The sequence below is a fragment of the Pseudomonas sp. YA1 genome (assembly GCF_058680555.1).
This window is the reverse complement of record NZ_JBZWBG010000025.1, coordinates 33266-58673: the sequence shown is the minus strand read 5'-3', so window position 1 is coordinate 58673 and position 25408 is coordinate 33266. Positions and strand designations below refer to the sequence as shown.

Annotated in this window: 22 protein-coding genes; 2 read left to right on the top strand and 20 right to left on the bottom strand. The window is 67.9% G+C overall.

Features of this window, described 5'->3' with window-relative positions; all coding sequences use genetic code 11:
* The 4 genes from AC4OR5_RS27805 to AC4OR5_RS27790 are packed head-to-tail and all read right to left on the bottom strand — an operon-like array spanning window position 1 to window position 3739.
* Window positions 1–1287, bottom strand: coding sequence for a dihydrolipoamide acetyltransferase family protein (locus AC4OR5_RS27805; protein WP_034027025.1), 1287 nt, complete (start codon window positions 1285–1287; stop codon window positions 1–3).
* Complete coding sequence (locus tag AC4OR5_RS27800; RefSeq protein ID WP_003089248.1) at window positions 1288–2340, bottom strand: alpha-ketoacid dehydrogenase subunit beta; 1053 nt, start codon at window positions 2338–2340, stop codon at window positions 1288–1290. It abuts the gene before it with no gap.
* A complete protein-coding gene (locus AC4OR5_RS27795; protein ID WP_003111886.1) occupies window positions 2337–3569 on the bottom strand; it encodes a 3-methyl-2-oxobutanoate dehydrogenase (2-methylpropanoyl-transferring) subunit alpha in 1233 nt (410 codons plus the stop codon). Before AC4OR5_RS27795 ends, AC4OR5_RS27800 begins: the two co-directional genes overlap by 4 nt.
* A gap of 41 nt (window positions 3570–3610) precedes the next feature.
* Complete coding sequence (locus tag AC4OR5_RS27790; RefSeq protein WP_020751161.1) at window positions 3611–3739, bottom strand: hypothetical protein; 129 nt, start codon at window positions 3737–3739, stop codon at window positions 3611–3613.
* A gap of 139 nt (window positions 3740–3878) precedes the next feature.
* On the opposite strand from AC4OR5_RS27790, the gene AC4OR5_RS27785 reads away from it, so the two are divergent.
* Window positions 3879–4340, top strand: coding sequence for an Lrp/AsnC family transcriptional regulator (locus AC4OR5_RS27785; protein ID WP_003089245.1), 462 nt, complete (start codon window positions 3879–3881; stop codon window positions 4338–4340).
* A gap of 71 nt (window positions 4341–4411) precedes the next feature.
* A complete protein-coding gene (locus tag AC4OR5_RS27780; RefSeq protein ID WP_003089244.1) occupies window positions 4412–4705 on the top strand; it encodes a hypothetical protein in 294 nt (97 codons plus the stop codon).
* Here AC4OR5_RS27780 and AC4OR5_RS27775 read toward each other — a convergent pair whose 3' ends face one another.
* The 16 genes from AC4OR5_RS27775 to AC4OR5_RS27700 all read right to left on the bottom strand — a co-directional run bounded on the left by AC4OR5_RS27775 (window position 4706) and on the right by AC4OR5_RS27700 (window position 25075).
* Window positions 4706–5707: a DNA topoisomerase IB gene (locus AC4OR5_RS27775; RefSeq protein WP_003089242.1), complete on the bottom strand. Its 1002-nt coding sequence runs from the start codon at window positions 5705–5707 to the stop codon at window positions 4706–4708.
* 55 nt (window positions 5708–5762) lie between these two features.
* Window positions 5763–7496, bottom strand: coding sequence for an FAD-dependent oxidoreductase (locus AC4OR5_RS27770; RefSeq protein WP_058160001.1), 1734 nt, complete (start codon window positions 7494–7496; stop codon window positions 5763–5765).
* Window positions 7497–7682: 186 nt separating this feature from the next.
* Window positions 7683–8750, bottom strand: a complete 1068-nt coding sequence (locus tag AC4OR5_RS27765) for an acyltransferase family protein (protein ID WP_058160002.1) — start codon at window positions 8748–8750, stop codon at window positions 7683–7685.
* Window positions 8751–8832: 82 nt separating this feature from the next.
* Window positions 8833–10242, bottom strand: coding sequence for a lipid II flippase MurJ (locus AC4OR5_RS27760; protein ID WP_003131842.1), 1410 nt, complete (start codon window positions 10240–10242; stop codon window positions 8833–8835).
* 1 nt (window position 10243) lies between these two features.
* Entirely contained in the window at window positions 10244–11680 is a 1437-nt protein-coding gene (locus tag AC4OR5_RS27755; RefSeq protein ID WP_003089234.1) for a biofilm formation protein PslJ, read from the bottom strand.
* A 2-nt stretch (window positions 11681–11682) separates the two neighbouring features.
* On the bottom strand, window positions 11683–12786 hold the full coding sequence (locus tag AC4OR5_RS27750) for a glycosyltransferase family 4 protein (protein ID WP_023875335.1): 1104 nt from the start codon (window positions 12784–12786) through the stop codon (window positions 11683–11685).
* Entirely contained in the window at window positions 12777–13985 is a 1209-nt protein-coding gene (locus AC4OR5_RS27745; protein WP_058160003.1) for a glycosyltransferase family 4 protein, read from the bottom strand. Before AC4OR5_RS27745 ends, AC4OR5_RS27750 begins: the two co-directional genes overlap by 10 nt.
* 8 nt (window positions 13986–13993) lie before the next feature.
* On the bottom strand, window positions 13994–15322 hold the full coding sequence (locus tag AC4OR5_RS27740) for a glycoside hydrolase 5 family protein (RefSeq protein ID WP_003089230.1): 1329 nt from the start codon (window positions 15320–15322) through the stop codon (window positions 13994–13996).
* Window positions 15312–16499 carry a glycosyltransferase family 4 protein gene (locus AC4OR5_RS27735; protein ID WP_003089229.1) on the bottom strand — a complete coding sequence of 396 codons (1188 nt, stop codon included), beginning with the start codon at window positions 16497–16499 and terminating at the stop codon, window positions 15312–15314. Before AC4OR5_RS27735 ends, AC4OR5_RS27740 begins: the two co-directional genes overlap by 11 nt.
* Window positions 16499–18487: a GumC family protein gene (locus AC4OR5_RS27730; protein ID WP_003089228.1), complete on the bottom strand. Its 1989-nt coding sequence runs from the start codon at window positions 18485–18487 to the stop codon at window positions 16499–16501. Before AC4OR5_RS27730 ends, AC4OR5_RS27735 begins: the two co-directional genes overlap by 1 nt.
* A 14-nt stretch (window positions 18488–18501) precedes the next feature.
* Entirely contained in the window at window positions 18502–19272 is a 771-nt protein-coding gene (locus AC4OR5_RS27725; protein ID WP_003089227.1) for a polysaccharide biosynthesis/export family protein, read from the bottom strand.
* A gap of 29 nt (window positions 19273–19301) precedes the next feature.
* Entirely contained in the window at window positions 19302–20213 is a 912-nt protein-coding gene (locus AC4OR5_RS27720; protein WP_003089226.1) for a glycosyltransferase family 2 protein, read from the bottom strand.
* Window positions 20213–21679, bottom strand: a complete 1467-nt coding sequence (locus AC4OR5_RS27715; RefSeq protein ID WP_058160004.1) for a mannose-1-phosphate guanylyltransferase/mannose-6-phosphate isomerase — start codon at window positions 21677–21679, stop codon at window positions 20213–20215. The genes AC4OR5_RS27720 and AC4OR5_RS27715 overlap by 1 nt, the downstream gene beginning before the upstream one ends.
* Window positions 21679–23115 (bottom strand): undecaprenyl-phosphate glucose phosphotransferase, encoded by a 1437-nt coding sequence (locus AC4OR5_RS27710; RefSeq protein ID WP_003111160.1) that lies wholly within the window; start codon window positions 23113–23115, stop codon window positions 21679–21681. Before AC4OR5_RS27710 ends, AC4OR5_RS27715 begins: the two co-directional genes overlap by 1 nt.
* Before the next feature lie 527 nt (window positions 23116–23642).
* Window positions 23643–24239 (bottom strand): transglycosylase SLT domain-containing protein, encoded by a 597-nt coding sequence (locus tag AC4OR5_RS27705; RefSeq protein WP_023108220.1) that lies wholly within the window; start codon window positions 24237–24239, stop codon window positions 23643–23645.
* Between the two features lie 116 nt (window positions 24240–24355).
* Window positions 24356–25075, bottom strand: coding sequence for an MOSC domain-containing protein (locus AC4OR5_RS27700; protein ID WP_023108221.1), 720 nt, complete (start codon window positions 25073–25075; stop codon window positions 24356–24358).
* Between the last annotated feature and the right edge of the window lie 333 nt (window positions 25076–25408).

Below are 25408 nucleotides of genomic sequence, written 5' to 3'. Positions count from 1 at the left end.
TTACTCCAGGAACAGGGTGGCAGGATGTTCGAGCAGGCCGCGCACGGCCTGAATGAAGGCCGCCGCGTCCATCCCGTCGACCACCCGGTGGTCGAAGGAGGAGGAGAGGTTCATCATCTTGCGCACGACGATGTTGCCGCCGACCACCATCGGTCGCTCGACGATGCGGTTGACGCCGACGATGGCCACCTCAGGATGGTTGATCACCGGTGTGCTGACGATCCCGCCGAGCGCGCCGAGGCTGCTCAGGGTGATGGTCGAGCCGGACAGCTCCTGGCGTTGCGCCTTGCCGCTGCGCGCGGCTTCGGCCAGGCGCGCCACTTCGCTGGCGTTGCCCCAGAGGTCGCGCGATTCGGCGTGGCGCAGCACCGGCACCATCAGGCCGTTGTCGCTCTGGGTGGCGATGCCGACGTGCACCGCGCCGTAGCGGGTGACCACCTCGGCCTCGTCGTCGTAGCGCGCGTTCAACTGCGGGAAGTCGCGCAGCGCCACGACCATGGCGCGGACCAGGAACGGCAGCAGGGTCAGCTTGCCGCGCTGGCCACCCCATTTCTGGTTGAGATGGGCGCGCAGGGCTTCCAGGTCGGTGACGTCGACTTCCTCGACATAGCTGAAATGCGGGATGCGTCGCTTGGCGTCCTGCATCTTCTGGGCGATCTTGCGACGCAGGCCGATCACCGGCACCGCCTGTTCGTCGTGTCGCTCGGCATACCCTTGCGCGGCGCCGCCGCTGCGCGTGACGCTGCCGTCCTGGGTCAGGTAGGCATCGAGGTCCTCGTGGAGGACGCGTCCGGCGGGACCGCTGCCCTGCACGAACTGCAACTCGATGCCCAGGTCGCGGGCGCGCTGGCGCACCGCGGGGGAGGCCAGCGGGCGTTCGCCGGGCTGGCGCCGCTGCCGTGGCGCCTCGCTGTCGCGCAAGGCGCGCGGCGCTTCGGCGGCGGCTTTCGGCGGCGCGACCGGGGTCTCCTTGGGTTCCTCCGGGGCGGCTGCGACGGGCGCGGCCGGCGTCGCCGCGGCCGGACTCTCGGCGAGGTTGCCGGCGCCTTCCACCTCCAGGCGGATCAGTTCGCCGCCCACCGCCATCACCTGGCCCGGCTGGCCGCCGAGGGCGAGGATGCGTCCGGCCACCGGCGAGGGAATCTCCACCGTGGCCTTGTCGGTCATCACCTCGGCGAGGACCTGGTCTTCATTGACCGAGTCGCCGACCTGGACATGCCACTCCACCAGTTCGACCTCGGCGATGCCTTCCCCGATGTCCGGCATCTTGATCACATGGGTACCCATTCAGACCTCCATCACACGCTTGAATGCCGCGCCGACGCGCGCGGGGCCGGGGAAATACGCCCACTCCTGGGCATGCGGGTAGGGGGTGTCCCAACCGGTGACGCGCTCGATCGGCGCCTCCAGGTGGTGGAAGCAGTGCTCCTGCACCAGCGACATCAGTTCGGCGCCGAACCCGCAGGTGCGGGTCGCCTCGTGGGCGATGACGCAGCGGCCGGTCTTCTTCACCGAGGCGACGATGGTTTCCAGGTCCAGCGGCCAGAGGCTGCGCAGGTCGATGATCTCGGCGTCCAGGCCGGTCTCGTCGGCCGCGGCCTGGGCCACGTAGACCATGGTGCCGTAGGTCAGCACGGTCAGCGCCGCGCCGGGGCGGACGATCGCCGCCTTGTCCAGCGGCACCTTGTAGTAGCCGTCCGGCACCTGGCTCGCCGGGTGCTTGGACCAGGGCGTCACCGGGCGATCGTGGTGGCCATCGAACGGGCCGTTGTAGAGGCGCTTGGGCTCGAGGAAGATCACCGGGTCGTCGTTCTCGATGCAGGCGATCAGCAGGCCCTTGGCGTCGTAGGGGTTGGACGGCATCACCGTGCGCAGGCCGCAGACCTGGGTGAACATCGCCTCCGGGCTCTGGCTGTGCGTCTGCCCGCCGTAGATGCCGCCGCCACAGGGCATGCGTACGGTCATCGGCACGATGAAGTCGCCGGCCGAGCGATAGCGCAGGCGCGCCGCCTCGGAGATCAACTGGTCGGAGGCCGGGTAGACGTAGTCGGCGAACTGGATCTCCACCACCGGGCGCAGGCCGTAGGCACCCATGCCGACCGCGGCGCCGATGATGCCGCTCTCGGAGATCGGCGCATCGAACACCCGCGAGGTGCCGTATTTCTTCTGCAGGCCTTCGGTGCAGCGGAACACGCCGCCGAAGTAGCCGACGTCCTGGCCGAACACCACCACGTCGTCGTCGCGCTCGAGCATGATGTCCATCGCCGAGCGCAGCGCCTGGATCATGGTCATGCTGGTGACCGTCTGGGCGTTCTCGTGTTGCGGGTTCATGGCATTCATACCCCGAGCTCCTGGCGTTGCCGGCGCAGGTGCTCCGGCAGTTCTGCATAGACGTCCTCGAACATGCTGGCGGCGCTCGGCACCCGGCCGTCGATCAGGGTGCCGTGGCTCTCCGCCTGTTTCTGCGCGGCCAGCACTTCGGCTTCGAGGGCCTTGTGGGTGGCTTCGTGCTGTTCCTCCGACCAGATGCCGAGGCCGATCATGTGCCGCTTCAGGCGGGCGATCGGGTCGCCCAGCGGGAAGTTGGTCCAGTCGTCGGCGGGGCGGTACTTGGACGGGTCGTCCGAAGTCGAGTGCGGGCCGGCGCGGTAGGTGACCCATTCGATCAGGCTCGGCCCGAGGTTGCGCCGGGCGCGCTCGGCGGCCCACTCGGAGGCGGCGTAGACCGCCAGGAAGTCATTGCCGTCGACCCGCAGCGAGGCGATCCCGCAGCCCACGCCACGGTTGGCGAAGGTGGTGCCTTCGCCGCCGGCGATGGCCTGGAAGGTGGAGATCGCCCACTGGTTGTTGACCACGTTGAGGATTACCGGCGCGCGGTAGACATGGGCGAAGGTGAGGGCGGTGTGGAAGTCCGACTCGGCGGTGGCGCCGTCGCCGATCCAGGCCGAGGCGATGCGCGTGTCGCCCTTGATCGCCGAGGCCATGCCCCAGCCGACCGCCTGGATGAACTGGGTGGCGAGGTTGCCGGAGATGGAGAAGAAGCCGGCCTCCTTGCTCGAGTACATGATCGGCAACTGGCGTCCCTTGAGCGGGTCGGCCTCGTTGGAGAGAAGCTGGCAGATCATGTCCACCAGCGGGTATTCGCGGGTGATCAGGATGCCTTGCTGGCGATAGGTCGGGAAGCACATGTCGCCGTCGCGCAGGGCCAGGGTATGGGCGGTGGCGATGGCTTCCTCGCCGAGGCACTGCATATAGAAGGAAAGCTTTTTCTGCCGTTGCGCGGTGAGCATGCGCGCGTCGAACAGACGGGTCTTGAGCATCGCCCGCATGCCGCGCAGCAGTTGTTCGTTGCTGAGCTGCGGGTTCCAGGGACCGACGGCGTGGCCGTCGTCGTCGAGCACGCGTACCAGGCTGTAGGCCAGGTCGCTGGTCTCGGCGGGCTCGACATCCACCGGAGGCTTGCGTACCTCGCCGGCGGGGGACAGGTGCAGATAGGAAAAGTCGGTCTTGCAGCCAGGACGCCCGGTGGGCTCCGGGACATGCAGACGCAACGGCTCGTAATCACTCATGACAGGCCTCCGGCCCGGTCCGGGCCAAACGGTTGGAGAGATCAGAAACGGGCGAACGGCGCTCGAAGCGGCGGACTGGGCGGATGGCGGGTTCCCGTCCTGTGGGTGGGGGCGGGTTGCAGGCGTGCCGGGGTATGGCAGGCGCGGTGGTACTGGGTGACGTCACTCATGGTGAGGCCCTCGGGTTTTGTTTTTGTAATTTCAGTATAGGCTTCGGGTGCTAGTTTTTTGCTCCAAATTGACTAAGGTATTCCGACAGTATTGGGTTGTTTGAACTACAAGAATCGCTAACAAGAGAAACAACGCACCATGGCTGAACTCGACCGCATCGACCTGAAAATCCTCCGCGCCCTGGCCGACGACGGCCGCCTGAGCTGGCGCGATCTCGCCCAGAAGGTCGGCCTGTCGCTGACGCCGACGCTGCGCCGGGTACGCCGCCTGGAAGAGGAACACTACATCCAGGGCTACTTCGCCCGGCTCGACGAGGAGCGCCTGTCCGGGGCGATGAGCGTGTTCGTCTCGGTGTCCCTGGAAAAGCAGACCGGCGACTACCTCGCGCGCTTCGAGGAACGCATCGTCGATGCGCCGCAGGTCATGAGCTGTTTCCAGATGACCGGCGATGCCGACTACATGCTGCGGGTGGTGGTCAAGGATCTCGCCGCCTACCAGGCGTTCCTCACCAATACCCTGACCTGCATTCCCGGCGTGGCTGGCATCAAGTCGGCCTTCGCACTGAAGTCGGTGATGCTGCGCTCGGCCCCGCCGCTCTAAGCATAGACCCTGTTTATCTGCGTAACGTTACGCTATTCTGATTGCGTAACGTTACGCAGATGGAGGCGTTCATGAAAGCCAGCAAACCCGGCCCCAAGCCGAGCGGCAAGGCCAAGTCGGCCGCCCAGCGGATGCGCGAGTACCGCGCGCGCAAGGCCGAGGAGGCCCTCGGCGCCGAGCATTCCGACAAGGAGCGCGAGCGGCAGATCCGCCGCGAGGCGCGCGCCGAACTCGAACGCATGAAGCTGGAGCAGCAGCGCCGCGAACACACCCTGCGCAAGGAACTGGAAGCCTGCCAGACCGAGATTGGCCGCCTGCTCGGCCTGCTGCGCCGGCACGGCATCGATCCGCATCCGGGCAACTGATCAGCCGGGCGTGTCGAGGAAGGCCAGCAGGGTCGCTTCCTCGGCGCTCAGCCAGCGGCGCTTGCGGGCGCGCCTGAGCTGGCCCAGTTGCCCGGCCTGGTAGGCCTCGATGATCGCCGGGTGGATGTAGCATTGCCGGCAGATCGCCACGCTGTTGCCCAATTCGGCGGCGACCTCCGCCACCACCGCGCCGAGCCCGTCGGCTTCGGCACGCCGCAGGCGCTCCAGCGCCAGCGCGCTGCCGGCCCAGGTGCGGTAGTCCTTGGCGCTGAAATCCTCGCCGGTGTGCCGGCGCAGGTACTCGTTGATGTCGTGGGAGCCGATGCGGTGCGGCTGGCCGTCCTCGTCCAGGTACTGCAACAGGTCCTGGCCGGGCAATTCCAGGCAGCGCCGCAGCACCCGCGCCAGGCGCGGATGCTCCAGGCTGACGTCGTGCTCGATGCCGCTCTTGCCCTTGAAGCGGAAACGGATGCGACTGCCGTTCACGTCGACGTGCCGGGTACGCAGGGTGGTCAGGCCGTAGGAGCGGTTGTCGCGGGCGTAGCGGTGGTTGCCGACGCGGATCAGGGTGGCGTCGAGCAGCGCCACCGCCAGGGCCACCACCTTGTCGCGACCGAGGCCGGGCAGGCGCAACTGGGCGTCGATGTGCCGGCGCAGCCGCGGCAGCGCCTGGCCGAAGCGCAGCAGGCGCTCGTACTTGTCGGCATCGCGTACCTCGCGCCAGCGCGGGTGGTAGCGGTACTGCTTGCGCCCACGGGCGTCGCGGCCGGTGGCCTGGAGATGGCCGTTGGGGTCGGGACAGATCCAGACCTCGCGATAGGCCGGCGGAATGGCCAGCTTGTCCAGCCGGCGGATTTCCTCGGCGTCGCCGATGCGCTGGCCGTTGGCGTCGAAATAGACGAAGCGCTTGCCCTGCCGGCGTCGACGGATGCCCGGCTGGCGGTCGTCGACGTAGCAGAGGCCGGCGGGCAGGGCGGGGATCTCCGGTGGCGCTGCGCTCATGCTTGGGTTCCGAAGGAAAGCTTGCCTGTTTAGGCCGCTGCGCCCGTTGGAACGTTCAACCGCGCTGCGCTTGCTCCTGCTCGTAGCCGATGGCGCCGGCGATATGGCGTCCGGCGATGTAGCCGAAGGTCAGCGCCGGTCCCAGGTTGATGCCGCCGGAGGGATAGTGGCCGGCGAACAGACTCGCCATGTCCGCGCCCGCCGCGTACAGGCCGGGGATCGGCTGGCCGCCGCCGTCCAGCACGCGGGCCTGGGCGTCGGTCTTCAGCCCGGCGAAGGTACCGAAGCAGCCGGGGTCGACCTGCACCGCGTAGTACGGTCCGCGTTCGATGGGGGCGACGCAGGGATTCGGCCCCGGATACGCCGGGTCGCCCTGCTTGCGGTTGAATGCCGTGCCGCCGCGGCCGAACTCTGGGTCGCGGCCCTCGCGGGCGTGGCGGTTGTATTCGGCGACGGTGGCGGCCAGGCCGGACGGGTCGATGCCGCAGCTCCTTGCCAACTGATCCAGGCTGGCCCCGCGCTTGAGATAGCCGCTGCGCAGGTGCGCGGCGATCGGCAGCGGCGCCGGACGCACGTAGCCGAGGCCGTAGCGGCGCAGGAAGCGCCGGTCGCAGACCAGCCAGGAGCGTGCCGGCTGCCCGGGCGGGGTGGCCTCGAGCAGGGCGGCGACATAGTCGTGGTAACCGTGCGCCTCATTGACGAAGCGCCTGCCGTTGGCCAGCACGCCGATCACCCCGGGCTTGCCGCGCTCGATGATGTGCGGGAAGTGCCCGGTCTCGCCATCGCCGTGGGGAACTCGCGAGACCGGCGCCCAGGCGATCGGCGAGCGCAGGTCGTCGGCCACCCGGCCGCCGGCGCTTTCCCCCAGGCGCAAGCCGTCGCCGTTGCAGCCCGGCGGCGGCAGCGGCAGCAGGGTGTCCAGGGTAGGGGCCAGCTCGGCGCGGCGCTGCGGATCATGGGGAAAGCCGCCGCAGGCCAGGACCACGGCGCCTGCCTCGATGCGCAGGAGTCCCTCGGCGCTCTCGACCAGCGCGCCGACCACCTTGCCGTCACGCAGCAGCAGTTCGCGGGCTGGCGCCGATTCGATCAGGCGCACACCCAGGGCTTCGGCGGACTTGGCCAGGCGCGCTACCAGAGCCACGCCATTGACCAGGTGCATGGCGCGACCGTAGCGCAGCAGGTGCCAGAGGTGGCTGGAAAAGCGCCGGGCGACATGCAGGAAGGCCGGCAGCGAGCGGGTCAGGTCGAGGAAGGCGGCGAGGTCGGCGCCGGCCATGATCGGCATGCCCATGAACGAGGTCTCCCGCAGGGTCTTGCGCAGGCGCGGCAGCAGCGGGCCCAGTTGCCGTGCGTCATAGGGCGCGGCGACCAACTGGTGGCCGCCTTCGGCGGCGCCCGGCGTATCGCCATGCATGTCCGGGATGCCGTTGCCGTCGACGAACCGCAGGTGGGTGTGACGCTCGAAGAAGGCCACCATGTGCGGGCAGGCTTCGAGGAAGGCGTCGATCCGCGCGGCGTCGTAACGCTCGCCCAGTTCGTGGCGCAGGTAGGTACGCGGTTGCTCGATGTCTTCCTCGATACCGGCGCGACGCGCCAGCGGGTTGCGCGGCAACCAGGCCCAGCCGCCGGACCAGGCGCTGGCGCCGCCGAACACCGGGTCCTTCTCCACCAGGACTACCCGGCGCCCGTGCCAGGTCGCGGTCACCGCCGCCGCCAGCCCGGCGGCGCCGGAGCCGACGACCAGCACGTCACAGGTTAGCGGGGTGGTCTCGACGGCCGCAGAGGTCATGGCTTCTCCCTTTTTCAAGATTTCGGAACGATGTTCCATATTCTAGGGAGGCAATGCCCGCCTACCAACCCGCTCAGCGAAAGGAGCGGGCGATCATCGGCCAGGTCGAAGCGAGGTCGGCCGCCCGGTAGGGAAAAGGGAGACGGGAGGGAAAAGGCCCGGCGCAGGCGCACCGGGCCGAGGGCGTCAGCGCGCTTCGCCGCCGCCCTGGACCGCGGCGGCCTTCTTGCGCACCGGGAAGGGGAAGTAGAGGGCGCGCAGCAGCGCGACGCGCTTGATCACTTCGCCGATCAGCAGCGAGACGATCACCGAGATCACCAGGGCGACGCTGGCAGCGGCCGATTCCGACAGGCCCAGGTGGACCAGCAGGTTGAAGGTCTTGTGCTGGATCTCGCCGTGGAAGATCAGCAGGATCAGGGTCGACTGGCCGATGTAGGTCATCGCCTTGCCCAGCCAGTCGATCTTCATCATCAGCCCGGACAGCGCCCAGCACAGGTAGACGCCGCTCACCGCCTGGACGGTGGCCCAGAACCAGTGGTCGTAGCGGCGCTGCGCCATGTCCACCACCGTCGGGTAGTAGAGGAAGCTGGCGGTGGTCACGGCAAGGGCGATGCACAGGGTCAGCAACGAACTCTGGTGGCGACGCAGGACGTCGCGCAGGACATAGCCGAACATGAAGTGCGCGCTGCTGATCAGGGTGATGTCCAGGCTGAACGGCAGGCCCGGCAGCAGGTACTGTTCGCCGCCGAACTCCACCGGGATCTGCCAGAACGTCTTGAGGAACAGGATGCCCAGGCCCAGTTGTACGGCCAGCAGCACGCAACTGGCGGCGAGGGACAGGCCGAGACGCTGGATGACGCGCAGCATGAACCAGGCGAACAGGGTCGCTACCCAGAAGTGCGGCAGGTACCAGAGCGCCTGCCAGGGCAGGGTGTCGACCGAGGCGTACAGCACTCCGCCGATGTCCGGCAGCAGCGGCTGGCCGCGCAGCAGGTCGCGGAGGATGACGTAGCCGAGCATGGTCACGAAGAACGGCTTGAGCAGGGCGTCGGCCTTGCGCAGGGCCATCTCGCCGAAGGGTTGCTCGGTCCTGAAGAACACCCCGGAAATGAAGAAGAACAGTGGCAGGATGAACGGAGAGAGCAACGGATAGAGCACGGTCGGCGAACTGGCGACGAACCAGCTGTGCCCGAAGACGATGATCAGGATGCCCACACCGCGGGTCACATCCATCTGAATCCAGCGTTTTTTCACTTTGCAACTCCCGCTTGACGCGCTAACTCACAGTGGTTGTTCGAAGGCCCCCAGGGCCAGGCTCCCTACCCGGAGCCGTGGGTCAATCGGTGCGCCAGGGTCGCAGCCAGAGCGCCATGCCGAGCAGCGCCAGGCAACCGGCGACGGTGCCCAGGCCCAATTGCAGCCAGATGCCGTCGATGCGGAACAGCAGGCCGGCGGCGAGCGCCATGGCCAGGGCGCTCAGCAGCCACAGCCGGGCCCAGGGCAGGGCGCCGAGCAGGGCCTGGCGACGCATCAGCAGCAGCGCGGTGCAGAGCACCCCGCCAAGGGCCGCGAGGGGAATCCCCGGCAGTCCGAAAATCAACGGCAGCACCGCCAGCAGCGCGGCGTTCAGCGCGCTGCCGAGCAGCTCGCAGCGCAGTGGCAGGCGAGTATCGCCGGCGGCGTAGGCGTAACGCGCCAGCAAGGCATTCCAGGCGCCGAACACCAGTGGCACGGCGAACCAGGCCAGCAGCGCCGGCAACGGCGAGCCGGCGGTCTGCTGCGGCAGCAACAGGGCCACCAGGCCGGGTGCGGCGGCGACCAGCCCGACCCCGGCCGGCAGGGTCAGCAGGCTGGCGGTCTCCAGGCCGCGGCGAAGCAGGGCCAGGCGCTCGCCACCCTGGCGTCGGCTCATCATGCCGAGCAACACCTGGTTGAGGCTCATCAGGGCGATCAGCGGCAGGTTCATCAGCTTGCGCGCCAGGTTGACCCAGGTCACCGCGCCTTCGCCGAGCAGCGAGGCCACCAGCCGCTCGACCAGCGCCAGGCCCTGGCTGGCGGCGTTGCTCAGCAACAGCGGACCGATGCGCCCGCCAAGCTCGCCCAGTTCGACGCCGGACAGGCGCCAGTGCCAGGGCCGCCAGCCCTCGATCCATAGCGAAGGCAGCAGCACCAGCGGCATCAGCAGGCTGCCGAGCAGGCAGGCCAGGGCCAGTTGTTCGGGCTGGCTGGCCTGGCCGTGCAAGGCCAGGTAGAGCACCGGCGGCAGGTTGAACAGCAGCGAGCCGAGCCCAGCCAGGACGAAACGCTCGGCGGCCTGCAGGGGGATGCTGAACAGCGCATGGAGCATCAGCCCCGGCACGCACCAGGCGAGGATCCGCAAGTTGGCCGCGGCCTGGGCGCTGGCCGTCTCGGCCAGGCCCGGGCCGAGCAAGCGCACCAGCCAGGGCGCCGCCGCCAGCAGCAGGAGGCTGAGCGCCACGGCGATACCGAGCAGCGCCGGGAGGATCGCCGCCAGCCAGTCGAGGCGACGTTCGCCCTGGCGTTCGAGGAACAGTGGCAGGGCCGCCGCGCTGAGCACGCCGCCGGCCAGCGACATGCGCAGGGCCTCGGGCAGGAACAGGGCGATGAGGAAGGCGTCGCTGCGCTCGCCGGCGCCCCAGGAGGCCACCAGCAGCCATTCGCGGGCGAAGCCCAGGCACAGGCCGAGCAGGGTGGCCAGGGTCAGCCAGAAGGCGGAGCCGAGCATCTCAGGCCTCGGCCCCGCGCTCGAGCTGTCGCTTGAGCTTGCGATAACCCACCGCCCGCGGTTGCGGCTGGCGTTCCGGGAACAGCCGGCGGGCTTCCAGCAGGTTGATCCCGACCAGCAGCCAGAACAGGCCGATCATCACCACGGCGAAGCTGAAGTAGTGGTCGAACAGGCCGCTGACCAGCGCCGCCAGGATGCCGCCTGTGCTGCCCAGCCAGATCGCGTTGTCGCGGGTCAGGCGGATCGGGCCTTTCTCCGGACGGGCTTCGCGCCACCAGCGCCAGGTCACCGCGATGAACAGCAGCATGCCGCCGAGGCCGACCTTGTACATGAAGTTCAGCCACAGGTTGGAGATGCCCAGGAGGTCGGTGCCCGGCACCGGCGGGTCGACCTTGAAGCCGATTCCCAGCGGATAGCGGGCGACGGCCTTGGGGAACATCCGGTATTCGTCGAAGCGCACCTCGGTACTGGCGTTCTGCGGCGAGAAGATGGTCGCCAGGCGTTCCTGCAACGGCGGGTAGCTGAGCACCAGGACCACCACCAGGCCGACCCCGAGCAACAGCAGGCGGCCGGTGTAGGGCACCTTGCGCAGGGACATCCAGAACAGCACCACCGCCAGGCTGAGCATCGCCCCGCGGGAACTGGCGAGGAGGATCGCGGCGGCGCCGAGGACCGCCACGGCGAGGCCCAGGCCACGCCGCCAGCCCTGGTTGGCGACCCCGTAGCAGAACGCCAGGGGCAGCAGCAGGGCCATGATCCCGCCGGTGGCGTTGGGGTGCATCCATGGCGAGCCCATTCGCGAGGAAAGCGCCTCCAGGCCGAACTTGAGGGTGTCCAGGTTGGCGTAGTTGAACATCGCCAGGATCGGCGCCATCCCCGACGCCGAGCGGTAGCGGATGAACACCGCGATGGACATCAGCAGCATCGCCAGGGTGCCCAGCAGCAGGGCGATGACCAGTGTCTCGCGGTTCTTGCGCTCCACCAGCAGGCGTCCGGCGAGGAACACGATGGACAGGTTGAGCAACCAGCGCAGCCAGTTCGACAGGCCGCTGGCCTCGGCCTTGATGCTGACCTGGCCGACCACGAACGGCAGCACGGTGAACAGCATCAGCCACAGCAGCATGCGCTCGGTGGAGCGGTAGCGCAGCGCCGGCGCCGGCGGCAGGCGCGAGAGGAAGATGTGCCAGAGCACCGCGCCCCAGGTCAGGGCGAGAATCGCTTCGCTGACCGTCGAACGGATCCCCACGTTGACCGTGGAGTAGGGCATGAAGGTCGCCACCAGGGCGAACAGCAGCAGTCCCCAGAATGGAAAGCGCAGGATGGTGACCGCGGCCGCCAGGCCGACCATGGCGGCGCCGGCCTTGGCCGGGCTGAGCATCAGCAGCGCTCCGCCGAAGGCCAGGCCGAAGACGACAGCGACGAGGTTTCCCAACGACATTCTCAACTCAGTTCCTCGATCAGTGCGGCCAGCCGTTGCCGGTAGGCTTCGCGGTTGAAGCGCGCGGCCCAGGCGATGAGTTCTTCCGCCGAGGCTTCGCGCGGCGCATCGGCCAGGCGCAGCATCAGGCGTTCCAGGGCGGCGCCGTCGCTGGGCGAGAAGCGCGGCGCCGACGGCGGGGTGACTTCGTCCAGCGAGGTGCCGCTGGCCACCGCCACCGGCGTGCCGACGCTCAGCGCCTCGACCACCGGCAGGCCGAAGCCTTCCGCGTAGGACGGTTGCCAGAGCCGCTCGGCCTGGCGGTACAGCGCGTGCAGTTCGGCGTCGTCGAGCCCGCCGAGCGCGTGCAGGCCGGGCAAGCCGCGTTGTTCCTCGGGCAGGTGGTCGAGGCTGCCGACCAGCACCAGCGGCGGCACGCCGGGCGCCTGGGCGCGCGCCCGGGCCCAGGCACTGACGAACCAGGGCACGTTCTTGCGCAGTTCGCGGGTACCCACCAGCAGCCAGTAGCGTGGCGGCAGGCCCCGTGCCGAGAGGTCGGCGGGTTCGCCAGCGAAGCCGTCGACCTGGTTGGGCAGCACCCGGACCTTCCCGGCGACCCCGGGAAACAGCCGCACAGCCTCGTCGGCGCTGTACTGCGAAGGGGTCCAGACACGGTCGGCGATACGCAGCGCATAGGCGATCGACAGGTAGTCGCTGACCCGATAGACCAGTGCCTTGAGGCGGTTGGCGTGGTAGTTCTTCAGGGTGATCTGGAACAGGTCGTGGATCAGCAGCGCATAGCGCACGCCCGGCGGACGCGGCGGTAGCGGCAGGCCCATGTTGAAGGTGCTGATGTACAGGTCGATGTCCTGCTCGCGCAAGGCGCGTGGGAGGAACCCGGCTTCGAAGCGCAGGCGCTGGTGCGGCTGGTGCATCGCGGTGCGCGGGCAGCCCCACGGCGGGCAGACCGCCCGCTGGCGCAGCGGGTCGTCGAGAGGGGCCACGGTGAAGCGAGTCACCTGCGTGCCGGGCAGGCTTTCCAGGGCCTGCTCCATGGCATAGACCTGGCGGCTGATGCCCGAGTGCGGCGAGCTGCCGACGGTGCGGTAGTCGAGTCCTATGCGCATGCCGGCGCTCCTTCGGCGAGGCCGGCGTAGACCTGTTCCAGTTGGCTGGCGGCGACGCTCCAGTCGTGCGCGCGACGTACGTAGGCGCGGCCGTTCTCGCCCAGCGAGCGGGCCTGCGCGGGGTCCTGCAACAGGCGCACCACGGCGTTGGCGAGCTGCTCGGCGGTTTCGCCGCCCAGGTAGTCCTCGCCGTCCCGCAGTTCCAGGCCGGAAACGCCCTGCGCGGTACTCGCCAGCGGCAGCCCGGCGGCCAGGGCCTCGAGCACCTTCAGCTTCGAACCGCCGCCATGGCGCAGCGCGGCGAGGAACACCGAACTGCTCGATTGCAGTTGCAGCAGGTCGGGAACGAAGCCTTGCCATTCGATGCGCGGATCGCTCCAGCGTTGCGCCCACTCCGCCGGCAGCGCATAGCCGCAGACGCTCATGCGCGCCTCGGGGCAGTGTGCCCAGACCCGCGGCAGGATCTCGTCGAGCATCCATTCCACGGCATCGACGTTCGGTGCGTATTCGTAGTTGCCGAGGAACAGCACGCGCTGCGCTTCGGGCGTCGGCCGGGCAGCGGCGAAGTGCTCGCAGTCGACCCCGTTGACCACCACTGGCACCGGGCGCCCGAGCATCGCGCCGAGCTGCCGCGCATCTTTCTCGGTCACGGCGACGACCGCTGCCGCCTGGCTCATCACCCGGCGTTCCCAGCGGCGGTAACGCCACTGGTCGTAGCGCACGAAGGGCAGCGCCCAGCCCGGCAGGCGGTCGTAGGTGGCGGCACCGAGGGACGACTCGACGTTGTGCTCGGTGAGCACGAACGGCTGGCCGGCGTCGCGCAGCGGTCGCTCGTAGGGCTGGAAGCTATAGCTGTGCTCGACCTGGACCACGTCCCAGGGCTCGCGCAGCAACTCCGTGGCGGTGCGTTGCAGCTCCGCCGACAGGCCGTTGACGCTGGCCAGCAGCGGGTAGGGCGCGAACAGCGCGGCGAGCAGCGTGGAGAGGCTGCGCAGCGGTCGGCGCGGCAGCACGACCAGGCGTTCGAGGAAGGGCTCCAGGGCCCGGCGGTCCTCGGCGCTCACCGGCTGCTTGCTGTGCAGCAGCACGGTGATCCGGTGGCCGCGTGCCGCGAGGCTGCGCAGCAGGTGGTACTGGCGGGTCTTGCCGCCGCTGGTGGTGGGCCAGGGCGAGTAGGGCAGGATCCAGAGAATACGCATGGGTGGCTTCACTCCCAGACCAGCATCTGCAGGCTGGACTTCACCGGGACTTCCAGGCCGTCGCTGCCGCTCAAGGGCGTGACCTTGCCGCTGAGCGGATCGTGCAGGGTGGCCTCCTTGAGCTTCGGCAGGCGCACATTGCCGCCGCGGGCCGACCAGAACAGCCAGACGTTGCGACCGTCCTCGCGGGTCCAGCCGATGCTGAAGGAACCGTCGGGCAGGTCCTCGGTGACCGGCGGGTCGGCCGGGCGCAGCTTCGGCCCGGTGACCTTGAGGAAGCGTTGCAGGGCCAGGTAGACCGGCTTGGGGTTGGCGTCCAGGTCGAGCAGGCCGTAGTCGCGGTCGCGCACGCTGGCGCGCTGGTCGAGATCGCTGAGGGTGAAGAGGAAGATCCGGTCGTAGTCCAGCGCACTCATCAGCGCCAGGCGACGCAGCACGTAGTCGGCCTGGCCTTCGACGCCAATGATGTCCTGCAACTCCTTCGGCCCCTTGTAGGCCGACCAGCCCCACTCGGTGCTCCAGATCGCCGGCACGCCGGCGTTGCGCAGGGCGCGGTTGATCTGGTTGGCGTGGGAGACGAAGTCCAGGTTCCACGGGTAGTTGCCTTCCGGCAACTGGGTATAGGGGTGGTAGGTGGCGATGGTGCCGAGGCTCTCCACGCCCAGGTGGCCGAGGGCATCGAACATGGTGCGGCCGTCGGGCATCTCGCTGAAGAAGGCCATGCCGGCGGAAACCACCGGCTTCTCCGGGTCGACCATGCGCAGGGCGATGGTGCTGGCCTGGAGCAGCTTGGCGTAGCCTTCCGGGTCGGCCTTGGGCCGCCAGAAGCCGATCAGGTTGGGCTCGTTCCATACCTGCCAGGCGGCCACGCTCGGGTAGCGCTGCGAGAGCATCGCCATGCGCCGGGCGAAGACTTCCGGGTCGCGCGGCGGATACTGGTCCTGGAAGGGCGAGTAGAACGGCGCGGTGGTGATGAAGCGGGCCGAACCGACCAGGTAGAACACCGACTTCAGCTGGCGCGCCTCGAGATCCTTGACCAACTGGTCGAGGGAGGCCAACTGGTACTGGTCCTCGGCGGTTTCCAGGCGGTCCCAGTGCAGGTCCAGGCGCACCCACTCCAGCCCCAGGTCCTGCAGGCGGTCGATCTGCTTGTTGTAGCGCTCCGGGCTGAACCAGAGGAACTGCGCGTTGACCCCGAGGAAGTCTTTCCAGACCACCGCGCGAGGCGCCTTCAGTACCTGGATCTCGGCGTCGGCGGGACGCCCCCAGAACACCAGCAGCAGTACCACGGCGAGCAGCAGCGCGCTGCCGCCCAGATAGAGTCCCTTACGTGCCATGAACGGTTCCCACCATGTCGTTGAACAGTGCCTGGAAGCGCAGCGCGGTGCGCGGCCAGGTCCGCGCATGGCCGATCGCTCCGGCGCGCTCGGCCCAGGCCTGTGCCAGGCGGGGTTCGCGAGCGAGGTTCAACAACTGTTCGGAGAGGGCTGCCACGTCTCCCTGAGGGTAGATGGCGCCGTTGCCGCTGGCGACTTCCTCGGCGAAGGCGCGAGCGTCCGAGGTGATCGCGCCGCGCCCGCAGGCTGCCGCCCAGGACAGGGCGCCGCTGGTGCCGCGCTGCTGGCCGAGCAGACCGAGTTTCTTCGACTCGCGGTACGGCAGGACCATCACGTGGTGGGCCTGGATGGTACGTGGGATGTCCGCGGCGGCCAGGTTCAGGTTCCAGTCGATGGCATCGGCCAGGCCAAGCTCGGCGATCTGTGCCTTCAACTGGTCGAGGTAGTTGCCGCCGGCGCCGAAGGCCATTTCCGCGGCGGTGCCGCCGGCCAGGGTCAGGCGCACGCGCTGGCGCATCTCCGGCGCGCTGGCGAACAGGTCGGCGAGGGCCTCGAGCAGGTCCTCGATGCCTTTGCCGCGATAGATGAATCCGAAGTACAGCAGGCGCAGGGTGTCCAGCGACGGCAGCGGCACCGTGGCGATCTCCAGGTTGCCGTGGTTGATCACCTCGACCCGCCCGGGCGGCAGGCGCATCCGCCGGGCCAGGCACTCGCCGCCCAGGCCGGTGAGGGTCACCAGGCGCGTCAGGCCCTGGGCCACGGCACGCTCTTCGCGCAGGGTCAGCGGGTCGGCGAGCACCACGGCGGCCTGGGGCAGGGGAGAGGGCAGGCGTTCCAGCAGGTTCAGCGGCCAGGGCAGGCGCTCGCGGCGCCAGACCATGCGCTCCGGATCGTGCACGGTGGCGCTCAGCGGCAGGCGCGGGAAGCGCTTGCGCAGCTCGCGCAGGGCGATGAACTCACCCAGGCGGCCGCCGCCGAGTTCGGCATGGACCAGGTCGAAGGCGTTCCAGTCGACGCTGTCCAGCCGGCTGGCGATATTCGCGCTGTCGGCCGCCACGCCGGCGAGCGGCGTGGCTACTTCGATGCCGAGACCCTGCAGGGCGTTGCGGAAATGACTGGCGTAGTCGGCGATGCCATTCTTTTCCGGCGGCAGGGGCGCGAGGAGGGCGATCCGCATCAGAACGCGCTCCGGTAGCGGGCGATGGTCTGCAGGACCTTGCTCGGCACCTCGAAGCGGCGCCGGTTGATGATGATCCCGTCGACCTTGCCGAACGCCGTGGTGAGGATGGTCAGCGCATGCTCGACCACCGGCACGGTGCTCTTCTGCGCCTCCACCACCAGGGCGATCAGGTCGGCGCGGCGCAGGGCGATGAAGGCCTCGCGGCTGTCCAGCAGGGCCGGCGCGTCGAGCAATACCACTTCGCCCGGCTGGGCCGGTTCGCCGCCGACCCGCACGCGCACGCCGTTTTCCTCCAGCAGGCGGCGCAGTTGCTCGATGATGAAGGTCACGCCTTCACCGTGGCGCGCCGAGGTCAGGCCCAGGGTCAGGCCCTTTTCCTCGATGCGCGCGTAGGGCAGCAGCCCGTACAGCCGGTAGATGCTGGCGGTGAAGGCGTTGCTGCTCTCCGCGGTGCTGTTGCTCAGCTCCGGCAGGGTGGTCCACAGCGGCAGGCCGAATTTCTCCTCGACCAGGCCGCCGTCGTGGATGCGCTGGTCGAGCAGGTAGCAGAGATAGACCACCAGCAGGCCGACGGCGAGACCGAAGGGCACGGCGAGGAACAGCATCAGCAGGGTTTTCGGGAAGATCCGCCCGGGGTTGTAGGTGGCTTCCTCGATCACCGAGATGTTGCTGATCTGGCTCTTGTCCAGTTCACGGTCGATCCGCGATTTCTCCAGGCTGTCGACGTACAGCGCGTAGTTGCGCTCGGTGGCGTTCAGCTCGCGCTGCAGGCGCGCCAGGGTCGGCTCGATGTCCAGCGCTTCGCGCCGTTGCGCCTCGAGTTCGGCGAGCTGCTTTTCCTGCTCCGCGAGCTGGGTGCGCAGGGCCGCGTTGTTGCTGGTCTCGTCCAGCAGGACCCGTTCCAGGTGAGTGGTCAGGGTGTTCGGCGCGCGGTCCTCGGAACTCTGCACGGTGGCGCCTTCGTCCTGGACTTCTTTCTCCAGGGCACGGATCGAGGCGTCCAGGGCCTTCACCGGCGGCGCGTCGTCGGTGTAGGTGCGCATCATGTCGGCGCGTTCCAGGCGCTTCTGGTTGAGCAGCCGGCGCAGGTCCTGCTGCGCCGGGTTCAGCGCGATCTGCCGCACCGTGACGATCTCCCTGGGCAGCCCCTTGAGTTGCTGGCGGGTGGATTCCAGGGCGCTGTCGGAGGAGGCGATCAGGCGGATCGAGTTGAAACGCTCGCCGCGCAGCACGTTGATCCGCTCGGACAGGTCCTGCAGGCGGTCCTCGATGCTGGATGCGCCGATCTCGTTGAGGTGCTTGAGGATCTGCGCCTTGTAGCTCTTGATCTGCGCCGCGCTGTCGGCAGTCTGCGCCTCGTAGAAGGCGTACAGGCTCTTGCGGCCGAGCGCCTGGGTGCGCTCTTCCATGTAGATCTCGATCCAGGCCTTGACCACTTCCTGGGCGACTTCCGGCTCGCTCCAGGTGAAGCTGATCTCCATCACCGTCGAGCCGGCCGCATGGGTGACCTCGAATTTCTTCTCGAGGTCCTTGGCCAGGCGCTCGACCGCGGTGGTTTCCTCGATCACGCCGAAGGTTTCCAGGGTCACGCGAATCCCGTCGAACACCGCGCCGATGGCCTTCTTCACATAGAACTTGGTGCGCTTCCACAGGCCCTCCGGCGGCGGCCGGTTGGCCAGCACCTCGAGGTAGCGCTCGGCCACCTGACGGACGATCGGCCGGCCGGTGAGCAGGCGTTCTTCGTCGACGATAGGGTCGCGCTGGGTGCTCGGCATCACCAGTGCCTGGCGGTTGCTGATCTCGATCGGCAGGGTCGAGTCACGACCCGGCTTGACCAGCAGGCGTGCGTTGGACTCGTACTTGGCCGGCAGCAGGAAGGCGCCGAGGACGATGATCACCACCGCGCTGAGGGCCGCCAGCTTGAACTCGCGCTGGTAGATGAACAGCAGGCGCAACAGATCACGCAAGGAACGAATTTCTATCATGGCGATGTCGCTCCTCAGCGATCGTTGTTGACGGTGTAGCTGACGCCGACGCCGATGGACTTGGCGAAGGGCAGCAACTGGTTCAGGTAGACGTCGACGCCCTCGATACGGTCGCCGACCATCGACTTGGGCACGAAGACGATGTCGCCACGTTGCATGGCCAGGGGCTTGCGGCCTTCCGGCCCGATCTTCATCAACTGGCTGAAGTCGAGGAAGTAGGCGTGGTAGCGGCCTTCCGAGTCCTCGCGCATGAGCGCCACGCGGCGGGCGTCGCCCACCGGCAGGATGCCGCCGGCGCCGAGGATCGCCTGCTCCATGTTGTTGGCGGCGGGGATCGGCACGGCCGACGGGTTGCGCACCGCGCCGCCGACGAACACCGTGTTGCCCGGCGCCTGGTTGATGTTCACCGTGACCCGTGGCTCGCGGTAGATCGGCGCGAGCTTGGTGGTCAGCTCGTTGGCGATTTCCTGCGGCGTGCGGTGCGCGGCCTGGATGCGACCGATGAACGGATAGTAGATGCTGCCGTCGTTGAGCACGGTGTACAGCGTCAGTTCATAGATGGTGGCGACGTTGAACGCCGAGAGGGTCGGCATCTCCCCGGCATCGCGGACGATCCGCAGGGTGTCCCCGACGCGCACCCGCTCCATCGCCGGCGGTAGCCTGGCGAGTTCTTCCAGGGCACGCTTGCCGCTGTCCACGGTGTCGCTGTCCGGTGCGGGAATCCGTGCGGGGGTGTTGCATGCGGCCAGGGCGAGCATGGCGAGCATGAGGAGGGTGCGTTTCATGAGGGAGCACTTCCTGTAGGTCATGATGTTCACTTCCAGTAGCCTGGAAACATGCTGATGCGGCGCTTGAGGGCGACCGGCAGGTGGCGTTCCAACTGGCCAAGGCGGTAGCCGAGCAGCTTGAACGCGCTACGCAGCGCTATTTCAGGTACGCGATACAGGGCACCGGCGGCACGCAAGGCCTGTATCTCGGCGAGGACATAGCGCTTGCCCTCGCCACCCGCGCCGCCGAAGGCGGCACGTATCCAACGCTCGCGGCCGTAGAACACGCCGATGTCGAAATAGCGGCGGAACTCTTCCAGCAAGCGGTAATCGTGGGAATGGTAGACCTCGGCGCTGGCCGCGTAGCGCACCGCGTAGCCGGCCTGCAGCAGGCGCGCGGCGACGTAGGCGTCCTCGCTGCCGATGACGTCTTCGGGGAAGCCGCCGACGGCCGCCAGGGCGTCGCTGCGGTAGGCGGAGAACGAGTCGGAACTGAAGCAGGTCTTGATCCCCAGTTCCGAGGCGTCGGCCAGGCGCTTGCTGCGGCTTTCCGGCGGGTAGTTGAAGCGCCGCGCCTGGGCGCCGAGCAGGCCGGCGCCGGGGTGCGGCAACTGGCGGCCGTAGGCCACGCCGATGTCGGCCTCGGCATAGAGTTCGTCGAGCAGGTTGGCGAAACTGTCGGGCGAGGCGGGAATGGCGTCCTGGGTCAGGTAGATCAGCGCGTCGGCCTCGACCTGCTGGCTGGCCCAGCGCCGCGTCCCGCCGTGGTTGAAGCTGGCCGGCTCGATGACCTCGACCCGCGCGCCGAAGGCGCGGAAGCGCTCCACCGTGTCGTCGCTGGAGCGGCTGTCCACCACCAGGATGCTGTCCGGCTGCCGCCGTTGCGCGGCCAGGGCCGGCAGCAGCCGGTCCAGGTGCGCGCCGGCGTTGCGCGTGGGAATGACCAGGGCGCAGCGCATCAGGCTTTCTTCTCGTCGCTGGCGGGGGCGCGACCGTAGATGTCGTTGAAGCGGACGATGTCGTCCTCGCCGAGGTACTCGCCGCTCTGCACCTCGATCATCACCAGGTCGATGATCCCCGGGTTGCTCAGGCGGTGGCTATGCCCGGCGGGGATGAAGGTGGATTCGTTGGTGTTGAGGAGAAACTCGCGCTCGCCGTTCTCCACCAGCGCCATGCCGCTGACCACGATCCAGTGCTCGCTGCGATGGTGGTGCATCTGCAACGACAGCGAAGCCTTGGGGCGCACCACGATGCGCTTGATCTTGAAGCGGCGGCCTTCCTCGAGCACGGTGTAGGTGCCCCAGGGCCGGCTGACCGTGCGGTGCAGGCGGAAGGCGTCGTGGCCGCGACGCTTGAGTTCCTGGGCGACGAACTTGACGTCCTGGCTGCGCGCCGCGTCGGCCACCAGCAGGGCGTCGGGGGTGTCGACGATGATCAGGTCGTGCACGCCGACGGCGCCGACCAGGCGCTTCGGCGAATCGATGTAGCAGTTGCTGACGTCGTGCAGCACGCTTTCGCCGCGTACCTGGTTGCCGTTCTCGTCCGCCGCGCTGAGTTCGCGCAGCGCCTGCCAGGAGCCGATGTCGCTCCAGCCGATGGAGCAGGGCACCACGGCGACCTTGTCCGAGCGCTCCATCAGCGCGTAGTCGACGGAGATGTCCGGCGCCTCGGCGAAGGCCCCGGCGGCCAGCTCGCGCTGGCGGCACTGGCCGTTCTCCAGGCTGCTGCCGTCGGCCAGGGCGGCGCGGGCGGCGATCAGCACCTCCGGCGCGTGGCGCTCCAGTTCCTGCAACACGGTGGCGGCCTGGAAGCAGAACATGCCGGCGTTCCACAGGTACTTGCCGCTGTCCAGGTAGGACTGGGCGGTGGCCTGGTCGGGTTTCTCGACGAAGCGCGCGACCCGGAAGCCGTTGCCCAGCGGGGCGCCCTGTTCGATATAGCCGAAGCCGGTCTCGGCGCGCTCCGGGGTGATGCCGAAGGTCACCAGGTAGCCTTGGGCCGCGAGTCCGCGAGCCTCGGCCACCGCCGCGGCGAAGGCCTGCTCGTCGCGGATCAGGTGGTCGGCGGGAAGGATCAGCAACTGCGCCTGGTCGCCGAAGTGCTCCTGCACATGCAGCGCGGCGGCGGCGATGGCCGGCGCGGTATTGCGTCCCACCGGCTCCAGCAGCAGGTCCTGGGCCAGGCCGCTGCGGTTGACCGCGCGGTAGTCGTCCAGGGTGCGGAACAGCAGGTCGCGGTTGGTCACCGTAAGCAGGCGGGCGACGTCCGGCAGCCCGACGATACGCAGGAAGGTCTTCTGCAACAGGCTCTGGTCATCGGCCAGGCGCATGAAGGGTTTCGGCATGCTCTCCCGGGAAACCGGCCACAGGCGGGTCCCGGAACCGCCGGAAACGATGCAGGGGATCAGCGGGGCGACGGCGTTCATCAGTAGACTTCCTTGGTCAGGAGTACGGCTGGCACCGTACGGAACAGGATGTAGAGGTCGAACCACACCGACCACTTGGCGATGTATTCGAGGTCGTATTCCACGCGTTTCTTGATCTTGTGCAGGGTGTCGGTCTCACCGCGGTAGCCGTTGATCTGCGCCCAGCCGGTGATGCCGGGCTTGACCCGGTGGCGCGAGCTGTATTCGCTGACCGCTTCCTCGAAGGGAATGCCGGCGGCCTTGGTCGCCGTGGCGTGGGGGCGCGGACCGACCATCGACATGCTGCCGGCGAGCACGTTGAACAGCTGCGGCAGCTCGTCGATGCTGGTCTTGCGGATGAAGCGGCCGACCCGGGTGATGCGGTCGTCGTCGCGGGTGGTCTGGCGTTCGGCGTTGGCGTCGGTCCTTTCCGTGTACATCGAGCGGAACTTGAAGACCCAGATCAGCCGGTTGTTGTAGCCGTAGCGTTTCTGCCGGAACAGCACCGGCCCCTTGGAGTCGAGCCTGATCGCCAGGGCCACCAGGGCCATCAGCGGGGCGAAGAGGACCAGCGCGATGCTCGCCAGGACCAGGTCCTCGCAGCGCTTGATCAGCGGCGACCAGCCGCGCAGCGGCAGCTCGGACGCGTTGAACATGGGGATCCCGGAAACGTCGACGATGCGGTTGTGGGCATGCCGGAAGGCAGCCATGTCCGGCACCAGCAGGACGTTCACCGGCAATTGCCGCAGGCGGTGGACGATGGCGCCGATGCGCCCCTCGGCGAACCAGGGCAGGGCGACCAGCACCTGGTCGACCTGTTCCTGGCGGATCAGTTTCTCCAGGTCCTTGGTGTTGCCCAGCAGCGGCAGCGAGTTGTAGTTCTCCGGAACCCGCTCGGAGCGGTCGTCGATGAAGCCGATGATGCCGGAGCGGATGTCGTGGTTGCGTACCAGGTATTCGGCCAGGTGCATGCCGCTCTCGGTGAAGCCGAGGATTACCGTGCGTTGCAGGTACATGCCGCGTTTCATCCAGGCCCGGTACAGGCGCAGCACCAGCAGGCGCTGCACGCCGAACAGCAGCAGGCTGCCAGTGAACCAGAAGATCACCAGCTTGCTGCTGAGGTAGGGAAACAGGCCCAGGCCCTGGTACATGAACAACAGCAGGCAGAACGCCGAGGCCCAGGCGAAGAACATGATGCGGAAGCGCAGGCGGTTGCTGAAGATATCGTCGGAGTAGACGTCCAGTGCCTGGAACATGATCACCGTGAGCGCGCCGAAGAACAGCAGCAGCCCGAGCATGTTGCTGCGCAGCTCCACGGGGACCAGGCCGGGGTAGTACAGCAGGAACAGCGCCGGGGCGATGGCGGTGAGCGCGTGTACCAGCTTGGTCGCGACCAGGAAGTACTCGATGAATCCAGCCCGTGTCAGCGACAGGCTATCTACCGACTTCGAATGCATGTTGTTTGCTCTGCCGATCACGGGCAGTCCATTGAGTGGATAGGGAAGAGCAAGGCGGTGAAGCGTCAATTTAGTGACTATTTTTCATTTGCCACGCGGTTTAGTCATTTTCCCGTCGAATAGGTTCATTCGTCGATAGTGGCTTTGTGATAGCTATCTTAGCATTCCCAGGGAAATATCCGTAGTCTGGGTAAGTTTTTTTAGTCAATTTATTGACGTATTTCTGGCGCCAAACTTTTATCCAAACAGTAGACGAGGAAATCTGACGCTGCCAATCCGCGAGCGCTCTGGCCTGGGAAGCGAAACGGGGTGAAAGGTGAGGGCAGGCCGCTCGGCCAGGTGGCCAGCCGCCGGTTCGACGACCCGCCTGTTCACTGGCGCTGCGGGCTGCCTGGGCAGGATGCGCCTGTGGTTCCATGACGCAGGATGGCCGTTCGAGCGTGCCGATCCGGCTTGGGGCCGTCTTGGCGGACGCTACCCTCGTCGAAGGCGGAAGAGGTTCGAGCCCGCGGCGTGCGCGGACGGGGCTACCAGAACCAGCCGCCGCGCGACAGCTCCTGCTGGCAACTGCGGTACTGGGCGCCGAACAGCGAGGCGCGGGACTGGACCTTCTGCGAGACGTTCTTCAGCCATGGCTTGGCGTCGTAGCTGCGGTTGCGGTAGCCGCCCCAGCCCTCGTGGTAGTTCAGGTACTGGCCGTAGGCGTCCCACTTGGAGATGCCGTTGACCCGCTGGCTCTTCTGGATGTACCAGCCCATGAAGTCCAGGGCGTCGGCAAAGTCGTCGCGGCTGGCGCCCCAGCCGCCGGCCTCGCGCTTGTAGTCGGCCCAGGTCTCGTCCTTGGCCTGGGCGTAGCCGTAGGCGGAACTGACCCGGCCCCAGGGAATGAAACCGAGGAAGTAGTAGCGCGGCGGCAGGGCGTCGTGCTTGAAGGACGATTCCTGGTACATCATCGCCATCGGCACCTGGACCGGCGCGCCCCAGCGCTGCTGCATCTTCAGCGCCGCCTCGTGCCATTTCGGTTTTTCGCGGAAGATCTCGCAGAGGTTATCGGGATTGGCGGGGGGCTTGGTGGCGCAGCCGGCAAGAGCCAGGAGCAGGGCCGGCATCGAGAGCCGCAGCATGAAAGGGGTCCTTTGGCAGACGTCTGGGTCGCTTAACGCTGGCGCTTTATACCCGCTTTCCGGCACTCCATGCATCCCCAGGCCGATTCCCTGCCTGCGGGGGCGTCGGCGCTTCCTCAGGTCGGCCTGGGCGTCTCGGCCTGGCTGGGGGCTCCCTCCAGGCGCGGCCCCCAGTCCTCGACCTGGCCTTTTTCCAGGCGCCGCTCCAGGGTGCGCCGCCAGGATGGCGTCAGCGGCAGTGCCAGGCATTGGCGCAGCAACTCGGCGTCGGCCCGCCTGTCGAACAGCACCTCGGACAGGCGCAACAGCGACCAGTCCGGATGGCGCCGCTCGACCAGTTGCAGGATATCGCCAGCCGCCACCACGCCTTCCTCCAGCACCCGGTAGTACCAGCCGGTGCGCCCGGTCTCCTGCACCCTCAGGGACATCCCGGCGACCTCGAAGCGGTCGTTGAGCTTCCAGCAGGGCATGCGCCCCTGGGACACCTCCAGCAGCGCGGTCCCGGCCCGCACGCGGTCGCCGAGGCAGACGTCGGCTTCGCTCCAGCCGCTGGTGCTGAAGTTCTCGCCGAAGGCGCCCGCCTGCATCAGCAGGGGGTGTTCGCCCAGTTCGGCGATCCAGGCGGCGTAGTGTTCGCGTGGGTAATGGTGGATCGCTTTCTCGACGCCGCCATGGACGCGCAGATCGCCCTGTTCGTCGCCCTCCAGGCCGACAGGGGTGACCCTGAGCGCACCGTCGCGCGGAGACTTGACGATGCCGCTGCGCGAGCCGGGGCGGGTGAAGGGCCGGGCGCGGCCGGTGAGAAGGGCATCCAGGGGTAGGGCAGGCAGGGGCATGGGAGGGGTCTCTAAGTCACAAGATAGTATCGACTAAATACAATATAGAGTCCGCCAAGCCTTCGCCCGCTGTCAAGCCGCCAGACCCTCCGGATGCGTCGATAGCCTCGGTGGGCGGGGGTTCACCGCGTCCAGTCCCCAGGACCTAGCTGAGCTGGCCGTGGGATTCTGAAGCTCGTCAAGAGTTTTGCCGTAATGGTCACGCTGGCTTGCACGCTACGGTGCTTACGACATTACTTTGCGTACGGAACCTAGCGCAGAAGTAACACAAGCAAGTGTTCACTCGATATCTCCAAGCATGAAATGGATTTTCGAATCTATAAATTGTAGCGA

What these genes read in the sequence shown, in the direction of transcription:
- AC4OR5_RS27805 (WP_034027025.1), bottom strand. Translation starts at nt 1,287, where the DNA reads ATGGGTACCCATGTGATCAAGATGCCGGACATCGGGGAAGGCATCGCC.
- AC4OR5_RS27800 (WP_003089248.1), bottom strand. Translation starts at nt 2,340, where the DNA reads ATGAATGCCATGAACCCGCAACACGAGAACGCCCAGACGGTCACCAGC.
- AC4OR5_RS27795 (WP_003111886.1), bottom strand. Translation starts at nt 3,569, where the DNA reads ATGAGTGATTACGAGCCGTTGCGTCTGCATGTCCCGGAGCCCACCGGG.
- AC4OR5_RS27790 (WP_020751161.1), bottom strand. Translation starts at nt 3,739, where the DNA reads ATGAGTGACGTCACCCAGTACCACCGCGCCTGCCATACCCCGGCACGC.
- AC4OR5_RS27785 (WP_003089245.1), top strand. Translation starts at nt 3,879, where the DNA reads ATGGCTGAACTCGACCGCATCGACCTGAAAATCCTCCGCGCCCTGGCC.
- AC4OR5_RS27780 (WP_003089244.1), top strand. Translation starts at nt 4,412, where the DNA reads ATGAAAGCCAGCAAACCCGGCCCCAAGCCGAGCGGCAAGGCCAAGTCG.
- AC4OR5_RS27775 (WP_003089242.1), bottom strand. Translation starts at nt 5,707, where the DNA reads ATGAGCGCAGCGCCACCGGAGATCCCCGCCCTGCCCGCCGGCCTCTGC.
- AC4OR5_RS27770 (WP_058160001.1), bottom strand. Translation starts at nt 7,496, where the DNA reads ATGACCTCTGCGGCCGTCGAGACCACCCCGCTAACCTGTGACGTGCTG.
- AC4OR5_RS27760 (WP_003131842.1), bottom strand. Translation starts at nt 10,242, where the DNA reads ATGCTCGGCTCCGCCTTCTGGCTGACCCTGGCCACCCTGCTCGGCCTG.
- AC4OR5_RS27755 (WP_003089234.1), bottom strand. Translation starts at nt 11,680, where the DNA reads ATGTCGTTGGGAAACCTCGTCGCTGTCGTCTTCGGCCTGGCCTTCGGC.
- AC4OR5_RS27750 (WP_023875335.1), bottom strand. Translation starts at nt 12,786, where the DNA reads ATGCGCATAGGACTCGACTACCGCACCGTCGGCAGCTCGCCGCACTCG.
- AC4OR5_RS27745 (WP_058160003.1), bottom strand. Translation starts at nt 13,985, where the DNA reads ATGCGTATTCTCTGGATCCTGCCCTACTCGCCCTGGCCCACCACCAGC.
- AC4OR5_RS27740 (WP_003089230.1), bottom strand. Translation starts at nt 15,322, where the DNA reads ATGGCACGTAAGGGACTCTATCTGGGCGGCAGCGCGCTGCTGCTCGCC.
- AC4OR5_RS27735 (WP_003089229.1), bottom strand. Translation starts at nt 16,499, where the DNA reads ATGCGGATCGCCCTCCTCGCGCCCCTGCCGCCGGAAAAGAATGGCATC.
- AC4OR5_RS27730 (WP_003089228.1), bottom strand. Translation starts at nt 18,487, where the DNA reads ATGATAGAAATTCGTTCCTTGCGTGATCTGTTGCGCCTGCTGTTCATC.
- AC4OR5_RS27725 (WP_003089227.1), bottom strand. Translation starts at nt 19,272, where the DNA reads ATGAAACGCACCCTCCTCATGCTCGCCATGCTCGCCCTGGCCGCATGC.
- AC4OR5_RS27720 (WP_003089226.1), bottom strand. Translation starts at nt 20,213, where the DNA reads ATGCGCTGCGCCCTGGTCATTCCCACGCGCAACGCCGGCGCGCACCTG.
- AC4OR5_RS27715 (WP_058160004.1), bottom strand. Translation starts at nt 21,679, where the DNA reads ATGAACGCCGTCGCCCCGCTGATCCCCTGCATCGTTTCCGGCGGTTCC.
- AC4OR5_RS27710 (WP_003111160.1), bottom strand. Translation starts at nt 23,115, where the DNA reads ATGCATTCGAAGTCGGTAGATAGCCTGTCGCTGACACGGGCTGGATTC.
- AC4OR5_RS27705 (WP_023108220.1), bottom strand. Translation starts at nt 24,239, where the DNA reads ATGCTGCGGCTCTCGATGCCGGCCCTGCTCCTGGCTCTTGCCGGCTGC.
- AC4OR5_RS27700 (WP_023108221.1), bottom strand. Translation starts at nt 25,075, where the DNA reads ATGCCCCTGCCTGCCCTACCCCTGGATGCCCTTCTCACCGGCCGCGCC.